Consider the following 15,646-nt stretch of genomic DNA (forward strand, 5'->3'; position numbering starts at 1 on the left):
TGACAGGAAATACCGTCGCCGTTAGCATCGTCGGGAACCTGGCCTTCCTGCACCGTCCATGTCCGACACGATCCGCAATCCCCGTTTCGTCCTGCTGACCGCATCGGCGACCTGCGCGCTCATCACGCTCGATACCAACGTCGTCGCGGTGGCGCTGCCGTCCATCGCGCGCGATTTCCACGCTGGTTTCGCCGAGGTCGAATGGGTCGTGAGCGCGTATATGGTCGCGTTCGCCGCCTGCCTGCTGCCGGCCGGCGCGCTGGCCGACCGCGTTGGCCGCAAGACTCTGCTGATCGCCGGACTGGCCGTCTTCATGCTCGCGTCGCTCGGCTGCGGGTTCGCGCCATCGGCGGCGGCGTTGAATATCGCCCGCGCGGCGAAGGGCGTCGGCGCCGCGATGCTGCTCACGTCTGCGCTCGCGATCATCGCCAACACGTTCCACGAAGGCGCGGCGCGCGCCCGCGCGTGGGCCGTGTGGGGCACCTGCATGGGCGTGTCGACGACCATTGCGCCGCTTGTCGGCGGCGTCATTACGCAATGGGCGGGCTGGCGCTGGATCTTCCTGATGAACCTGCCGATCTGCGCGGTGCTGGCGGTCTGCGCGTGGCGCGGCATTCGCGAGTCGCGCAACCCGCACGCCGGGCCGCTCGATCTGGCGGGAAGCGCGCTGTTTGCCGCCGCGCTGGCGCTCGGCATCTGGGCGCTGATCGACGCGCAGGCGGACGGCTGGGCCGACTGGCGCACTGAATCGCGGTTCGCCGCCTGCGCGGTGCTGTTTGTCCTTTTCGTCCGCGTGCAGCGCACCCGCGCCCACGCGATGATCGACCTGACGCTGTTCCGCCAGCCGCGCTTCGTCGCCGCCGTGCTCGCGATGGCGGGTTACGCCGCCTGCGCGCAGGTGATGATGACGTTCCTGCCGCTCTATCTGCAAAACGCATTCGGGCTGCCGGCGGTGCGCGCGGGCATCGGCATGCTGCCGTTCGCGATTGCCATGGTCATCGGGCCGCGCATCGGCGCGGCGCTCAGCCGGCGCGTGCCCGCGATGACGCTGCTGTCCCTCGGTCTCGCGGCCATCGGCGCGGGCAACCTGCTGACGGCGCTGTTCGCCGGCATGTCGAGTTACGGGCTGATCGCGGCGGGCATGATCGTGACCGGCCTGGGCGCGGGCGTGCTCAACGGCGATACCCAGAAGGCGATCATGGCGTGCGTGCCGCCGAACCGGACCGGCATGGCCTCGGGCATCAGCACGACGACGCGTTTTACCGCCATCGTCACTTCGGTGGGCGTGCTGGGCGCCGTGCTGGCGACGCGCACGCACGCCGCGCTCGACGCCCACGCGTTCGCGCTCGCCGATGCCCGCACCGTGCTCGACGACACGTTCCTGTCGCGCCTGCTGGCGGGCGATCTCGCGCACGCGGGCGCGAGCCTGGGTGGCGCGGCGGGGGCTGTGGTCGTGCGGATTGCGCGCGAGAGTTTCGCGAGCGGCTTCTCGGCGGCGCTCGGCGTGGCCGGCGCCTGCGCGCTGATTGTTGCGGCGGCGGTGTGGTGGCTTGCCGGCATCACGCGAAGCGACACGCAGGCGAAAGCTGCTGGAAAGCCTCAATCAGCCGTGTCTGAATAATCGGGCACGCTTCTTCCGGCCAAACGCTGCGCACGAGTAGGATGGGAGCCTCGCGCGCATACCGTGCAGGTCTCCCCATGAACGGCATAACGAAACTTCTGAAGTCAGAGACGATCAATTCGCGTCGCGTGACGATCGAATTCATGCGCGCGCTCTGGCATCTGCGTTCGCTGTTCACGACCTTCCTGCTGATCTTCGTCGCGCTTTGCGTGGCGATGCATTACCTCGGCGCACCCATCGACACGCTCACGCACCTGAAAACGTCGTTCGGGGAGACGGTGTATTTCTGCGGCGTGACGGCGTTGACCATCGGCTATGGCGACGTGATCGCGACCACCGGTCTCGGACGCGCGCTGGCCGTGCTGATCGGCATGTTCGGCGTGCTCGTCATGGGCGTGATCACGGCGGCGGCGGTATTCTCCATCCAGCGGGCGACGCAGCAAGCCCGCGCGTGACGTTTCCATCACGTGTAACGGAGCGATATCGCCATGGACAGCCTCGCAGGAAAGACCGTCGCCATCACGGGCGGCTTCGGCAGCCTCGGACTCGCGACGGGGCGCGTGCTCGCCGGGCGCGGCGCGCGCATCGCGCTGATTGGCAAGAGCGGCAGCGCGCAGCCGTTGCCCGTGGAACTCGCCGACGCATGCATCGTCACCGGCATCGACCTGACGGATGCGCAGTCAGCACGCGAGGCCATCGGGCGCATCGTGCAACAGACCGGCGGCCTGCATGCGCTCGTGAACGTGGCGGGCGCGTTCCGCTGGGAAACCATCGCGGACGGCAGCGTCGACACCTGGCAGACCCTGTTCGATGTCAACGTGAAGACGGCGCTGAACGCGTCGAAGGCGGCGCTCGATGCTTTGAGTGCCCAGGAGAACGGGCGCATCGTCAATCTCGGCGCGCTTGCGGCGCTGAAGGCGGGGGCGGGCATGGGCGCGTATGCGGCGTCAAAGGCCGCGCTGATCCGCCTGACCGAAGCGCTGGCGGAAGAGCTCAAGGATCGCGGCATCACGGTGAACGCGCTGTTGCCGTCGATCATCGATACCGCGCCCAATCGCCGCGACATGCCCGACGCCGACTTCTCGCGCTGGGTGAAGCCGGACGAACTCGGCGCGGTGATCGCGTTTCTGCTGTCGCGCGATGCGCAATGCATCACGGGCGCGGCGATTCCGGTGTCCGGGCGCGTTTGAAACCGGGCTGAATCAGCGCGATTGCGCCTTGAAGCCTTCGCCCTGCATGCCCGCGCGGTCCACCGCCGCGATGCGGTTGCGGCCGTTGTCCTTGGCCTGATACAGCTGCGCGTCAGTGAGATTGATGAACGTGGTCACGTCGATACGCTCGCCCGGCACCACCGTGCCGACGCCAAAGCTCGCCGTCACTTGCTGGTTGTGCGGCGAGCGCACGTGCGGGATGGCTGCGTCGGCGATCATCGCGCGGCAGCGCTCGGCGATGCGCATGGCGGTCTCGGCATCGGTATCCGCGAGAATCAGCGCGAACTCCTCGCCGCCGAAGCGTCCGAGAAAATGCTGCGGACCCGCCGCTTCGCCGAGCACGCGCGCGATGCGTTGCAGACACGCGTCGCCTTGCAGGTGGCCGTAATAATCGTTGTAAGACTTGAAGAAGTCGATATCGATCATCACCAGCGACAGCGGCTTGCCCGACGTGCCGGCGGCTTCCCATTCGCGCGCCATCACGTCGTCGAAGCGGCGGCGGTTGCCGACGCCCGTGAGACTGTCGCTGAACGAAAGACGCTCCAGTTCCGCTTGCATCTGCGCAAGCTTTTCCTCGGTGCGCTTGCGTTCGCTGATGTCGAACATGAAGCCGATCAGCGCTTCCACGTCGCCATTCGCCTTACGCACGACGTGCACGACGTCGCGCAGCCAGACATAGCCGCCGTCGCGAGTGAGCGCGCGGTAGTCGGCTTCGTGATCCGTGCCCGCCTGCGATTGCGCGACGCAGAAATTGACCACTGCTTCCCGGTCGTCCGGATGCATGCGCTCGGCCCAGTCGGTCACCGTCTTCCACGTCGAGGGCGCCCAGCCGAGCAGCGCCTCGATTTGTGGGCCGATATAGGTGAACGCCATTGTCGCCCAATCGATCTTCCAGGGAATCGCCTTGGTCGATTCCAGCAGCGTGCGGTACACCGCGTGGTCGTCCTCGCCGAGCGCGTGCCCGGACGGCGCAAGGGAATCTTCGTGACGCAGGAAAGCGGCCTGGAGCGGGCCGTGGGAGGAATCGGAAGTCATCGTGTCGGTCGGCGTCGAAGCCGGTTATTTTTGTTCTGTGTCTTATCGGCACGGGCGGCAACGTTCTGAAGTTTCCGGCATTGGCGGCCCCGCTTTCGGAATTTGCCAATGGGAAGTCGGCGCAGGTCTGCTTATGCTCCTCCCGTAGCTCACGCTACACAAAGGTGGTCTCGAGTTTGGGCCCCTGCTCACGCGGGGCCCGTTTTTTTCTCTCGAACGCTTCGCTTCGGCGTGTCACGCTTCGTGCGACACCACGAAGTGCATGACATCCGTGCGTCCTTCTTCGAAGCCCGCTTCGCAATAAGCAAGGTAGAGGCGCCATGTGCGCATGAAGGATTCGTCGAAGCCCAGCGCGCGCACCGCGTCCGCGCGTGCGTCGAACGCGCGGCGCCAGTGCCGCAACGTGCGCGCGTAGTCCGCGCCGAACGAGAGCGTGGCGTGTGCATCGAGTTTCGCGCGCTGTGCCGCGCGAACGAAGCGTTCCGGGCTGGCCAGCATGCCGCCGGGAAAAATGCTCTCGCGGATGAAATCGCTTGAAGCGCGGTACGCGGGAAAGTGGGCATCGCGAATGGTGATGGACTGCACCAGCGCCTGCGCGCCCGGTTTCAGGCAGCGCCGCAGCATGCGGAAGTAAGCCGGCCAGTACGTTTCGCCTACGGCCTCGAACATTTCTATGGAAACAATGGCGTCATACCGGCCGTGCAGGTCGCGGTAGTCGCGCAGTTCGAACTCGACGAGACCGGTCAAACCTTCGCGCTGGGTCTGTTCGAGCGCCCAGGCATGTTGCGCGGGCGAAATCGTTACGCCGTGCACGTGAATGCCCTGGCGCGCCGCGTGGCGCGCGAAGCCGCCCCAGCCGCAGCCGGTTTCGAGCACCTGCATGCCGGCACGCAAGCCAAGCGTCTCGATAATGCGCTGGTACTTGCGCTCCTGCGCCGCCACGAGGGAACCATGCGCGTCGCTTTCGAAGCAGGCGCTCGAATAGGTCATCGTCGGATCCAGCCAGAGCGCATAGAAGTCGTTGCCGAGATCGTAATGCGCGTGGATGTTGCGGCGGCTGCCGGCGCGCGTGTTCAGGCGCAACCGGTGCCGGAGCGTGTTCCACCCTTGCGCCAGCGCGCCGCCCACCACCGTGCGTTGCAGCGCCGCTTCGTTGCGGAGCGCGAGGCGCAGCACGGCGCACGGGTCCGGCGTGTCGAGCCAGCCGTCGCGATACGCCTGCGCAAAGCCGATGTCGCCCGCGCGCAGGATCGCCCGGCAGGCGCGCCAGTCATGAATGTAGAGTCGCGCGGCGGGCTGCATCAACGGGTCGCCGAAGACGCAGCGATCGCCGTCTGGCGTTACGAGCACCAGATGGCCGACGCGAATGCGCCGCAGCAGACCGAGGAAGCAGCGCGCGGCGAACGGCATGGCCGTTTGCGCGGAAAATGACCGCAGCAGATTCATGATCGGACCTTGTTGTTGGATTCGTTCGTATGGTTTGGATCGGCTCGACTCGGCGGATGCCGGCCATGAAAGGGCACGCGCTTGAGCCAGAGCCTGAGCGCCTGCCAGTGAATCCGCACGATGACCCCGGCGGCGAGCAAGGGCTGACGCAGCAGCGTGCGCCATGCCAGCGCGGCGGTGAGCGGCCGTGCATCGAGACTCAAGACCGTGCGGATCAGCAGTCCGTCCGGGTCGCGATAGTCGATGGCCAGCGAAAGATGCGCGCCGCGCCGGCGCACCCGGAATGTGTAGTCGCCGGCGACGTCGCAGAAGGGCGAAACGTGCAGGGTCTTGCGGCACGTCAGCTCCGTGCCCGCCGTGATGGCGGCATGATCGGGCGCGCTCAGCAAATAACCCCGATGCTCGCCGAAGGTATTGCGCACATCGGCGTAAAGCGCGCGCAGCGCGCCCGCCTGGTCATGGCAGAACCAGAAGCTGACCGGATTGAAGCCATGGCCGAATACGCGCGGAATGGTCAGCAGCCGGATGACGCCATCGGCGGGAATGCCGGCCTCGGCCAGACGCGCGCGCATCCAGTGCTCGAGATTGCTGCCGTCGCGCGGACCGTGGTCGCGCGTGAACAACGAAAAGAGCCGCGTCCGGTCGATGCCGAACCAGCCGCTTTGCAGCGCATCCAGCCCGGCGACGTCGCACTCCACGTAACACGCCGGATAGTCAAAACGGTGATGCGCCGGGCGCAGCCGTTCGTGCATCACGCGGCCTGTCAGCAGGCAAGCCGTCGTCATGGTTGCGCCCATGCCGGCGTCACGCCGAAGTCGCGCGCCACGCGCAGCGCCGACTTCAGCCCGTCTTCATGAAACCCGTAGCCGGTCCACGCGCCCGCATACCACGTGCGGCGCGTGCCCTGCAGGGCGGGCAGATGCGCCTGCGCGTCGATGGCCGCGAGGTCGAGCAGCGGATGTTCATAGTCGTAGCAGCCGAGCATCGTGCCGGGCGCGGGTTCATCGACGGGATTGAGCGTGACAACCAGCGGCGTCGAGAATGGCAGTGGCTGCAGCTGATTGAGCAGATAGCTGACGCAGACCGGCGCGGCGTGTTCATCGGCGCCGCGTGTGCGCGCGCCGCCGAGATAATTCCACGCCGACCACACCCGGCGACGGCGCGGCAGCAACGCCGGATCCGTGTGCAGCATCGCGACATTGCGCCGATAGCGCACCGCCCCGAGCAGCGCGCGTTCGGCGGGAGAGGCGTCGTCGAGCAGACGCAGGCTCGTCGGCGCGTGCGTGGCGAGCACGACGGCATCGAAACGCTCCGGACCGCCTTCATCCGTCATCACCACGACGCCCTCGTCGTCGCGCCGCACGCCGCGCACCGGCGTGTTCGTCCGCACGTCGTCGAGCGTGGCCGCGATGCGTCGCACATAGTCGCGCGCGCCGCCCGCCACGGTCTTCCACGGCGGCCGGTCGTTCACCTGCAACAGCGCGTGATTGAGACAAAACCGCAAGAAAGTGGCGGCGGGAAAGCGCAGGACGTCGCCGGCGGCGCTCGACCAGATCGCGGCGGCCATCGGCAGCAGATAGCGGCGCTGGAACGGCGCACCGTATCCGTGCTCGGCGAGCAGTTCGCCGATCGAGCAGCGGTTCGCGCTCGCGTGCTCCAGATGCCGGGGCGCGGACGCGTTGAAGCGCAGGATGTCGCGCAACATGCCGATGAACGACGGCGAGAACAGATTGCGCCGCTGCGCGAACACGGTGTTCAGGTTGGTGCCGGCCCATTCGAAGCGCCCGCCGTCGAGCGACACGGAAAACGACATTTCGGTGCGGTGCGCGGCGACCCCCAGTTCGTCGAACAGCGCGATGAGATTCGGATAAGTGCGGTCGTTGAAGACCAGGAATCCCGTATCGACGGGATGCTGCTCGCCGTCCAGCGTTACGTCCACGGTATGGGAATGGCCGCCGAGATAATCGGCGGATTCAAAGAGCGTCACACGATGCGCACGCGCCAGCAGGTACGCGCTCGCGAGACCGGCGATCCCCGCGCCGATCACCGCGATGCGCTGTCCTGCTTCTGTCGATGGCTTCATGCAGCGGGTCTCCTCGCGCGCAATGCTCTTGTCACAGATACGCGGCAGCTTCGTGTCCGGATGCATCCGGGTCTAATCGCGCTGGCCGGGGCTCTGGAAGCCCGGCTGCCCGATCTGCCCGGGCGATTGCGGCACGCGCCGGAAGCGCGCGGTGTCGTAGCCCATCGCGTCGAGGCGGGCGAGCAGCGAACGGTAGACGTCGTCGCTCATGGTCGGCTCACGGGAGAAGATCCAGCCGAGCTTCTTGTTCGGGTAGCCGAGAATCGTGTAGCGGTAGTCAGGGTCCACATACAGCGTCATTTGAGTCACGTGCACGGGCCAGAACGGCTGCACGCTCCACTCGCCGCCGTTGCTGCCGGGCTTCACCGTGTCGACGAAATGATGCGTCGTTTCCTTTTCTTCGAAGCCATTCTTGCGGCCGTGAAAGATATCGTCGATCTTGCCGTCCGGCCGCAGCGACCACTCCACGTGCGTCCCGACGTAATCGCGCTCGGCGAAGTAGGGGATGTTCGCGATGACATACCAGCGCCCCATGTAGCGCGGCAGCTCGACAGGCACGGTCTGGAGTGGCTGATCCGCGCGCGGATTGGGGTTTGGCGGGCTGGAACAGGCCGCTACGGCCGCGACCACGCCCACTCCGATCAACGCCACGATGAGCGCACGCTTCATGATCTGACCTCCGCGACAGGTTTTTCGAGCAGATAGTGCGCGACGCCCCATTCGCTGCCGCGCGCGTAGCCGAAGAGTTCCGCGACCGCCATGTAGAACATGCGCCAGCGCTGGAACCAGACGGCGGCGGCGTCGCCGTAGGCGTCGTGCAGGATCGGCATGATGCGGGGGCGGGCGGCGTCGAGGGCGGCGAGCCACTGGTTGGCGGTGCGCTGGTAGTGCGTGCCGTCCAGCCACCATTGCTGCGTGACTTGCAGATCGTCGTCGAAATGCCGCAGCAGGGACGCCGACGGCATCGTGCCGCCGGTAAAGAAGTAGCGGGACATCCAGTCGCTGCCGTCGCGCGACGTGAAGTGATAAGCGAGCGTCCGGTGCGCGAACAGATGGACGAACAGCAGGCCGTCGGCGGCGAGCCAGGGTGAGATCTTGGCAAGCAGGCGTCCGTAGTTCTTCATGTGCTCGAACATCTCGACGGAAAGGATGCGGTCGAACGGTGCATCGGCGTCGCTCGCGAAGTCGAATTCGAAATCGACGATATTGCCCGTCACCACGCGCAAGTTGCCGATGCCGCGCTCGCGTGCCCGCGCCTCAATGAACGCGCGCTGACCATGCGAGTTCGAGAGCGCCACTACCTGCGCGCGCGGATAGCGTTCGGCGATCCACAGCGCAAGCGCACCCCAGCCGCAGCCGAGATCGAGAATGCGCTGGCCATCGGCGAGACGGGCGCGCTCCGCATAGAGTTCGAGCATCGCCTGTTCGGCTTGCGGCAGGGTTTCGTCGCCGCGCGGATAGTAGCTGCACGAGTACTTCAGGCGCGCGCCGAGATGCGCCTCGAAGAACGCGTCCGGCAACTCGTAATGCTGCGCATTGGCAGCCTGCGTTTCGATGGCGATGGGACTCGCGCGCAACTCGCTCACGAAGCGCTCGAAGGCCTGCGCGCGCATGGCGGGGTCGTCGGCGTGCTCGTCGGCGAGACGGCGGCGCATCAGCGCGCGCATGCCGGCGCGCATCAGCACATCGGGAACCCAGCCGCGCTCGCACGCCCGCAAGATCCAGTTTTCGTCCAGCGCCGGCATGGCCTGAGTAAGCGTGTGCGGTTCCGGAGCGGTGGAAGTCATCGTGTAGGGGTCTCCCTGTCAGGCTCTGTCAGGCGCGTTTGGGTGGCCACGGCACCAGCACGCTCGTGGTGCGCATGTAGTCGCGATAGCCATCGCGTGTCACGGCGAGACGTGCTTCGAGGATCGGAATGCCCGATACCTTCAGGAGCAGCCACGCCATCAGCACAGGCGGTGCGAGCGTGACCCACGCCCACGGCAGACCGATCGACAGCGCCGTGTAGGCAAGCCAGTGCACGCATTCGAAGAAGTAGTTCGGATGCCGCGAGTAACGCCACAAGCCTTCCCGGCAGACCTTGCCGCGATGAGCCGGATTGGCGGCGAAGCGTTTCAACTGCTTGTCGGCCATTGCTTCGCCCGTGACCGCGACGATCCAGATCGCAATGGCCGCAACGATGTTCCCGGCGCTCGCGGGCTCGACGGCATAGGCGGGCACGAAGAACGCGGCCGCGAGCAGCATCGAGATGACGGCCTGCAACTGGAAGAACCAGAACATGTTGCGTGCGGCGCGCGTGCCCCAACGCTCGCGAAACGCGTGATAGCGCGGATCTTCGGGCTTGCCGTGATTGCGGCGCCACAGGTGCAGCGCAAGCCGCCCGCCCCAAAGCAGGCCGCCGGCCGCGACGCACACGCGGTTGAGCGGCGCACCCGTTGCGCTCGCGGCGATGAACAGCGCGACGATGCCGAGCGTGGCGGCCCAGACAGGATCGACCATGCCGGCGTTTTCGGTGCGCAGTTGCTGGAGCCACGCGGCTGAAAAGACCAGCACGAGTCCAACGACCACGATGGAGAGTGTGACGATGAAGGGCATGGGCGAGTCCGTATCGATGCTCGTGTTGAGCAATACGGATGCCGGGCGCTGCTGGATGCGGCTCGCCGCCGGCGAACGAAAACTCGACGTCTCCCGTGCAAGCGGCTTTGAATGTGATGCCTTTGCGCACGGCGGAGCGCGGTTGCGCTCACGCCTGCCCTGCAATAACGCGCGTCAGGTTGTATGCATGGCGCCAGTGCCGAGCACCGGTCCGGTCGGCGCGCCGGTGGGCGATCCGCCCGACGGTTCGTCGGACACCGCAAGCACGGCCTGCGCGTTCAACTGCGCCATGATCTCGGGCGGCAAGGACATGGTCGCGGGCTGGTCGGACGTGAACACGCCGAGCGGGATCGGCTTGGCGTTCGGCGGGATCAGCCAGAGTTCCGTGGTGCGGCCCGCCGGCATGGCGACGCGCGCGGCGGGTATCACGACCATGCGCGCACGCCGCACATCGACGGTCGCGGTCCAGTGCGCGACGCCGTCCTTGGGCGCGATCGACGCGACCATGTACTCGCTCGATGCGGCCGTGGTGGCCGGCGCCTGCGTCGCCTGACGCGTCCAGTTGAAATTCACGCCGAGCAGCACGAGCGCGGCGACACTCGCGCCGATGGTCAGCCAGCGCCACAGGCTCAGGCTGTCCCACCAGCGCTTGCCTGGCGCTTCACCCGGTTCGGCTTGCGGCGACAGGAAACCCAGGTCGCGGCGGATGCGGGTCCAGACGCGCGCGGGCGGTTCAATCGGGCCGATATCCTGCGCGAGCGGCGCGAGCCGTTGTTGCCATGCGTCGAGCAGGCGTTGCAGGGCGGCGTCGCGCGTCACGTCGGCTTCGAACGCCGCACGCTCGCTCGCGTCCAGCACGCCGAGTGCGTACTCGGCGCAGCGCAGGTCGTCGTCGTCGCGAAGGGGCGTGTTCATTGTTCGAGACAGGTCTTGAGCTGCATCAGGCTGCGGCGGATCCAGCTTTTCATCGTGCCGAGCGGCACGGCGAGACGCTGCGCGAGTTCGCTATAGGTGGCGCCTGTGAAGAACGCTTCACGGACCGCGCTCTTCTGTTGCGCTTCCAGCCGGTCCAGACACAGTTCGAGGCGGCGTCGCTCCTCGTTCCATTCCGCGGCGGCGGCGGGCGTGGGGGCTTCGTCGGCGAGTTCGGGGGTTTCATCGTCGCCGAGCAGTTCTTCACGATGCTGACGCAAGCGGTCGATCGTGCGGTTGCGTCCGAGCGTGATGAGCCACGTGATGGCGCTGCCGCGCGCGGGATCGAATGTATCCGCGCGGCGCCAGGCGCTGGCGTAGACGTCCTGCAGGATGTCTTCGGCTTCGGCGCGATCATGCACCATGCGCACGATGACGCCGAACACACGCGCCGATGTCTCCCGGTAGAGCGAGGCAAACGCCTGCTCGTCGCCGCTCGCGACGCTCACCAGCAACTGGTTCGTACGTTCGCGGCGCTGACGGTCGGCGTCGGCGGAAGGGTTGGTGCTGCCGGAAAAAGGGTCCGTCATGGGCAGAAAGGGCCGCACTGCGCTCCATGCTGAGTATGTCGCGCAATATAGCATTGCCGCCCGCCGTTCAGTCCCAGTCACCATTTCGCTTTCCGCTCCGTCGCTTCCCTTCACTCCATACGGATGTCGCGGCGCGCGGGATGCGCGGGACGTTTCGCTGACGGCCGGAACCTAGCGTGAACGCGACAGCATCGTGCCGCGGCACGCGCTCGCGAGACAGCGGCATGCATAGAGCTGCTTGACGGCCGCGGTGCGCCGGCCTTCCACCGTCAGACGATAGTCGATGAACAGTTCCTGACCGCATTCGATTGGCGAGATGGCGCGGATGAACACGCGCTCGCCGTCCTGCTCCGCCTCGCAATTCGGCGCGCAACTGTGATTGAGCCAGCGCGCCGAATTGCCGCCGCGCGCGCCGTCGATCACGCGGCCGTCGTCGAGACCGAACAGGAACGTATGGCCGTCCTCGGGACTCGCGCGCGCATGCAGCCGTTGCGCTTCCTTCCATGAAACTCGCAGGCCTTTGTATTCGAGCAGCAGGGTGCCTGGCGATAGATCGGCGAGGGCGAAGACGCCCCGGCCATGAACGGGCGAAGTCCGGACAGTGATTCGGCGCATGGTGTGGCGGGTCGCGTTGGGGACGAAGAGTAATTGAGGGATGACGTTCGCGTCGTTATGATGTGGCCGTCATAAATCGCTGTCATCTGCCATGTCCGCAGTTTCCCTCCGCAAGAGCACAAAGCGCAAGCCGTCACGCGGCATGCTTGCGCGTTATCGAAACAGGATTGTCGAAGTGCTTGGGGAGGCGCGCGGGCAGCGCGTGATGATACGGTCGATTCATGACGACGGCGTGGAGCGTCGCACGGCGGTGAAGCGGATCAACTTGATGCCGTTGGAAATGGAACTGTTCTGAAGCGTTCACTGCTCGCCGCGTAACAGGCCGCGCGCCTGTTCGAGCAGCGCAGCCGCTGCGAGAAACTCCTTGCGGCCCGCCAGCGTGAGTGCGGCAATTGCGGTGTCCTTGAAGAGCTCGTTGTCGGACACGGCGGGCGCGTTCGTTTCATTCACGCGCCCTTTCAGCAAGCGAAAGTACGCGAGCGTTTCGAAGGCTTCTGCGCGCTGATCGGCGGGCGCGTCTGCCGCGATCAATTCCGCCGCGCCAGTCAATTGCGCGATGGCCTGTGCGTAGTCCGGGCGTTCCATCTGCGTCTCCTTTTCTCGTGGTGAATGCTGCGCTAGCCGTGTGCGTGCCGGTGATGAACGTCCGGAAAATGCGCGTGCGTATGCGTGATCGGAAAGTGCTCGTGCGGATGCGTATGCGGTTCGTCGCCGTGATACGCGAAGTCGTGCTCATGCTGATGATGCGCGTCGTGTGAGTGTCGATGCGTGTGCTGCAGCCGCTCGTGCGTGTGTTCGTGCTCGTGACGTTCGCGCACGTGCAGCCAGACGCCGAAGGCCATCAACGCGGCCGCGATCCAGAACAGCGCGCCCGGCGTATGCGGCCAGAGGGCCAGTGAAATCGCGACGCCGAAAACGGGTGCAACGGAGAAGTAAGCGCCCGTGCGCGCCGTGCCGAGGTGACGCAGCGCGATCACGAACATCACAAGGCTCACGCCATAGCCGGCGAAACCGGTCGCCATTGCGGCGAACAGTGGCGCCGGCGCGGGCAGACGCGCGCCCAGCGCGAAAGCGATGCAAAGATTCGTCACGCCCGCGACGAGCCCTTTCGCGCACGCGATGACCGTGGCGTCGGCGGCCGAGATCTTGCGCGTCAGATTGTTGTCGATGGCCCAGCACGCGCACGCCAGCACGATCAACAACGCACCGCCCGGCAGGCCGTTGCCTGTCGCGCCATCCGGTTGCCAGGCGAGCACCACGCCGCCCGCGACGATCGCCGCCATGCCGAGAACCACGCGCCGGTCCACGTTCTCGCGGAACACGAGCCACGCGATGGCCGCCGTCAGCACGCCTTCGAGATTGAGCAGCAGCGCGCTGGTCGAGGCGGGCGTGCTGGCGAGCCCGAGCATCAGCAGCGCGGGGGCCACGACGCCGCCCGCGACGATCGCTCCCGCGAGCCACGGAAGCTCGCGCGCCCGCAATCCGTTCGAGTCGAGGCTCGCCGGTCGCAGCAGGATGACGCCGCCCAGGCCGATGCCGCTGCCCAGATAGAACAATCCCGCGACCATGAACGGCGGCACGCCGCCAAGCAGGACCTTGGCGACGGGCGTGGCGGCGCCGAACAGCGCGGCGGCGCCGAGGGCGATCAGGATGGCGGTGAAGCGGCTGGACATGGCGAGGAGGCTCAGGGGGCGGCAAGGGTCAGTTTAGAACGCATCGTCACGAGCGCGCCCCGGTGGACGCGCTCATTTTTCTCTCATTCTCGCGGTGCAGACTTCTTCCATCGACAAACAAGCGGGCAATGAGGAGAGGACACCATGAAAACGATCGGCGCACAAAAAATGAAAATGCTCAAGAAACTCATCCTGGCGGCCAAGCTGACTTTCGGCATCGCGACGGTGGCTTACGCGCATCCGTTCATCGGCGTGGGTATTCTCGGCGGGCCGGTGTTTCCGGTGGCGTCCAGCGCCCAGAGCGCGCCGCCGCTGCCCGTTTATCCCCGCGCGACGGATTCCGGCCCCGCGCCGCTGCCGCTCGATGCGCCGCCGGTCACGTATGCGTCGCCGGTCATCGGCAATCTCGCGGCCATCATGGGGCATGCGAACAACGCGACTGTTCAGGGCGGTATCTGAAACGCGCATGCGTGAATGAAGCTCACATACGTGTCAGAAACATTCGTTTGTGCCGCGTTGCGTGCGGCGTTAGGCTGAAGCGTTCCAGCTGATCGATTACGTGCGCACATGACCGATTCCATCGACTACGCCGCCCTCGCCGATGCCGCCCGCAACGGCTACCTGAACCGCGTGATTGCGAGCGTCAACGATCACGCCGTCCACCTGAGCGTGATGGACGCGCCTTACCGCTGGCATCTCCATCCGGACTCGGACGAGACGTTTATCGCGGTGGAGGGCACGCTGGTCATCGAGTTCGAGGAAGGCCCGGTCGAGTTGCACGCCGGCGAGTTGCTGACGGTGCCGGCCGGCAAGGTCCATTGCACGCGTCCGGGCGGCGTGCGCTCCGTCAATCTCACGATCGAAAAGAAAGACGCCGAAACCGTGTTCTGCGCAGCGCCCGGCTAGCGCCGCGCCCGTGTTTCCAGATGGTCGACGAGGCGTTGCGCCGCAGGCTGCAACGCGTTGAAGTCCCGGAAGCAGATCACGAAGCGGCGCGCGGCGAAATCATCGGACAGCGGGACCGCCGCGATGCCGAGCGCCTGCCGGTAGGTGCCCGCCACTTCCATCGGCACGACGCTGATGCCCAACCCGGCCGCGACGACGCGAAACGCCGCGTCGAAGCTCGACACGATCACGCGATACGACATCGACTTGCCCGCTTGCGCCGCTGCGCGCTGGAGCATCGTGTGAACCGCGGTGGCGGGCGGCAGGCCGACATGCTCGAACGCGAGCGATTCCTCGAAGCTCACCGAACGCCGCTCTGCCAGCGGATGATCCGGCGGCACCGCGAGCGCAAGCTGGTCGTGCCGGTACGTACGGTGTTGCAGGCCGCGCAGATCGACGCTGTCCCAGCACACGCCGACCGACGCCACGCCTTCGCGCAACTGCCCCACGAGCTCGTGCGACAGCCGCTCTTCCACGTCCACCTTGATGTTCTGGTTCGCCGGCTCGCGCATGAACGAGGCGATATCGTCGAGCAGCGCCTCCGCAATCGCCGATGCCGACGCGCAAATGCTCACCCGCCCCACCAGACCGCCGCCGAACGCGGCGACGTCGTTGGCCATGCGCTCCATGGTGAACAGCACGCTGCGCGCGTGTTCCAGCAGCGCGCCGCCCGCCGGTGTGGGCTCGACGCCGCGTCGCGAGCGCGTCAAGAGCGGCACGCCGAGCGCCGTCTCCAGCTGCGCGATGCGCTTGCTGATGGCCGACGGCTCGATATGCGCCTCCTGCGCCGCGCGCGCGATGTTCTGGTGCTCGCAGACCGTCACGAACAGACGCAGCGTTTTCAGGTCGATGTCGCGCATGGCGGGCCGATGCTCCGTTGAAGGTCTGAATGATCCGGAGACATTCCGAACCGGAAGCGT

General features: G+C 66.5%; 19 protein-coding genes. 6 read left to right on the top strand and 13 right to left on the bottom strand.

What is annotated here, in order from left to right; all coding sequences use genetic code 11:
- The first annotated feature begins 58 nt into the window (after positions 1-58).
- The 3 genes from QCE63_RS20500 (at position 59) to QCE63_RS20510 (ending at position 2,811) form a co-directional block, all read left to right on the top strand.
- Complete coding sequence (locus QCE63_RS20500) at positions 59-1,621, top strand: MFS transporter (protein ID WP_309835573.1); 1,563 nt, start codon at positions 59-61, stop codon at positions 1,619-1,621.
- A 77-nt stretch (positions 1,622-1,698) separates the two neighbouring features.
- The gene (locus tag QCE63_RS20505; RefSeq protein ID WP_309835575.1) at positions 1,699-2,076 is read left to right on the top strand and encodes a potassium channel family protein; all 378 of its coding nucleotides are present in this window, start codon (positions 1,699-1,701) and stop codon (positions 2,074-2,076) included.
- A 33-nt stretch (positions 2,077-2,109) separates the two neighbouring features.
- Complete coding sequence (locus tag QCE63_RS20510) at positions 2,110-2,811, top strand: SDR family NAD(P)-dependent oxidoreductase (protein WP_309835577.1); 702 nt, start codon at positions 2,110-2,112, stop codon at positions 2,809-2,811.
- Between the two features lie 12 nt (positions 2,812-2,823).
- Here the strand turns inward: QCE63_RS20510 and QCE63_RS20515 are convergent, their stop codons facing one another.
- From QCE63_RS20515 to QCE63_RS20560, 10 genes are all read right to left on the bottom strand, one after another.
- Positions 2,824-3,867: a sensor domain-containing diguanylate cyclase gene (locus QCE63_RS20515; RefSeq protein ID WP_309835579.1), complete on the bottom strand. Its 1,044-nt coding sequence runs from the start codon at positions 3,865-3,867 to the stop codon at positions 2,824-2,826.
- Positions 3,868-4,101: 234 nt separating this feature from the next.
- Positions 4,102-5,313 (bottom strand): cyclopropane-fatty-acyl-phospholipid synthase family protein, encoded by a 1,212-nt coding sequence (locus tag QCE63_RS20520; RefSeq protein ID WP_309835581.1) that lies wholly within the window; start codon positions 5,311-5,313, stop codon positions 4,102-4,104.
- Complete coding sequence (locus QCE63_RS20525) at positions 5,310-6,098, bottom strand: DUF1365 domain-containing protein (RefSeq protein WP_309835584.1); 789 nt, start codon at positions 6,096-6,098, stop codon at positions 5,310-5,312. The genes QCE63_RS20520 and QCE63_RS20525 overlap by 4 nt, the downstream gene beginning before the upstream one ends.
- Entirely contained in the window at positions 6,095-7,396 is a 1,302-nt protein-coding gene (locus QCE63_RS20530) for an FAD-dependent oxidoreductase (RefSeq protein WP_309835586.1), read from the bottom strand. Before QCE63_RS20530 ends, QCE63_RS20525 begins: the two co-directional genes overlap by 4 nt.
- Before the next feature lie 72 nt (positions 7,397-7,468).
- Entirely contained in the window at positions 7,469-8,065 is a 597-nt protein-coding gene (locus tag QCE63_RS20535) for a lipocalin family protein (protein WP_309835588.1), read from the bottom strand.
- Positions 8,062-9,183 carry a cyclopropane-fatty-acyl-phospholipid synthase family protein gene (locus QCE63_RS20540; protein WP_309835590.1) on the bottom strand — a complete coding sequence of 374 codons (1,122 nt, stop codon included), beginning with the start codon at positions 9,181-9,183 and terminating at the stop codon, positions 8,062-8,064. The genes QCE63_RS20535 and QCE63_RS20540 overlap by 4 nt, the downstream gene beginning before the upstream one ends.
- Positions 9,184-9,211: 28 nt before the next feature.
- Positions 9,212-9,991: a DUF1295 domain-containing protein gene (locus QCE63_RS20545; protein ID WP_309835593.1), complete on the bottom strand. Its 780-nt coding sequence runs from the start codon at positions 9,989-9,991 to the stop codon at positions 9,212-9,214.
- 174 nt (positions 9,992-10,165) lie between these two features.
- Positions 10,166-10,906, bottom strand: coding sequence for an anti-sigma factor domain-containing protein (locus QCE63_RS20550; protein ID WP_309835595.1), 741 nt, complete (start codon positions 10,904-10,906; stop codon positions 10,166-10,168).
- Positions 10,903-11,493 (bottom strand): sigma-70 family RNA polymerase sigma factor, encoded by a 591-nt coding sequence (locus QCE63_RS20555; RefSeq protein WP_309835597.1) that lies wholly within the window; start codon positions 11,491-11,493, stop codon positions 10,903-10,905. Before QCE63_RS20555 ends, QCE63_RS20550 begins: the two co-directional genes overlap by 4 nt.
- Before the next feature lie 171 nt (positions 11,494-11,664).
- The gene (locus QCE63_RS20560) at positions 11,665-12,108 is read right to left on the bottom strand and encodes an SET domain-containing protein (protein ID WP_309835599.1); all 444 of its coding nucleotides are present in this window, start codon (positions 12,106-12,108) and stop codon (positions 11,665-11,667) included.
- Positions 12,109-12,250: 142 nt separating this feature from the next.
- Here QCE63_RS20560 and QCE63_RS20565 point away from each other — a divergent pair, with 142 nt between their 5' ends.
- On the top strand, positions 12,251-12,403 hold the full coding sequence (locus QCE63_RS20565) for a hypothetical protein (RefSeq protein ID WP_309835601.1): 153 nt from the start codon (positions 12,251-12,253) through the stop codon (positions 12,401-12,403).
- 5 nt (positions 12,404-12,408) lie between these two features.
- Here the strand turns inward: QCE63_RS20565 and QCE63_RS20570 are convergent, their stop codons facing one another.
- Together QCE63_RS20570 and QCE63_RS20575 are read right to left on the bottom strand one after the other, a co-directional pair.
- The gene (locus tag QCE63_RS20570) at positions 12,409-12,693 is read right to left on the bottom strand and encodes a hypothetical protein (RefSeq protein ID WP_309835603.1); all 285 of its coding nucleotides are present in this window, start codon (positions 12,691-12,693) and stop codon (positions 12,409-12,411) included.
- A 32-nt stretch (positions 12,694-12,725) separates the two neighbouring features.
- The gene (locus QCE63_RS20575) at positions 12,726-13,781 is read right to left on the bottom strand and encodes a DMT family transporter (RefSeq protein ID WP_309835605.1); all 1,056 of its coding nucleotides are present in this window, start codon (positions 13,779-13,781) and stop codon (positions 12,726-12,728) included.
- A 144-nt stretch (positions 13,782-13,925) separates the two neighbouring features.
- Here QCE63_RS20575 and QCE63_RS20580 point away from each other — a divergent pair, with 144 nt between their 5' ends.
- Together QCE63_RS20580 and QCE63_RS20585 are read left to right on the top strand one after the other, a co-directional pair.
- The gene (locus QCE63_RS20580) at positions 13,926-14,240 is read left to right on the top strand and encodes a hypothetical protein (RefSeq protein WP_309835607.1); all 315 of its coding nucleotides are present in this window, start codon (positions 13,926-13,928) and stop codon (positions 14,238-14,240) included.
- 108 nt (positions 14,241-14,348) lie between these two features.
- Positions 14,349-14,687: a cupin domain-containing protein gene (locus tag QCE63_RS20585; RefSeq protein ID WP_309835609.1), complete on the top strand. Its 339-nt coding sequence runs from the start codon at positions 14,349-14,351 to the stop codon at positions 14,685-14,687.
- Here QCE63_RS20585 and QCE63_RS20590 read toward each other — a convergent pair.
- Positions 14,684-15,586, bottom strand: a complete 903-nt coding sequence (locus tag QCE63_RS20590) for a LysR family transcriptional regulator (RefSeq protein WP_309835611.1) — start codon at positions 15,584-15,586, stop codon at positions 14,684-14,686. The genes QCE63_RS20585 and QCE63_RS20590 overlap by 4 nt on opposite strands.
- Between the last annotated feature and the right edge of the window lie 60 nt (positions 15,587-15,646).

Source organism: Caballeronia sp. LZ065 (assembly GCF_031450975.1).
In the GTDB taxonomy this organism is placed as follows: domain Bacteria; phylum Pseudomonadota; class Gammaproteobacteria; order Burkholderiales; family Burkholderiaceae; genus Caballeronia.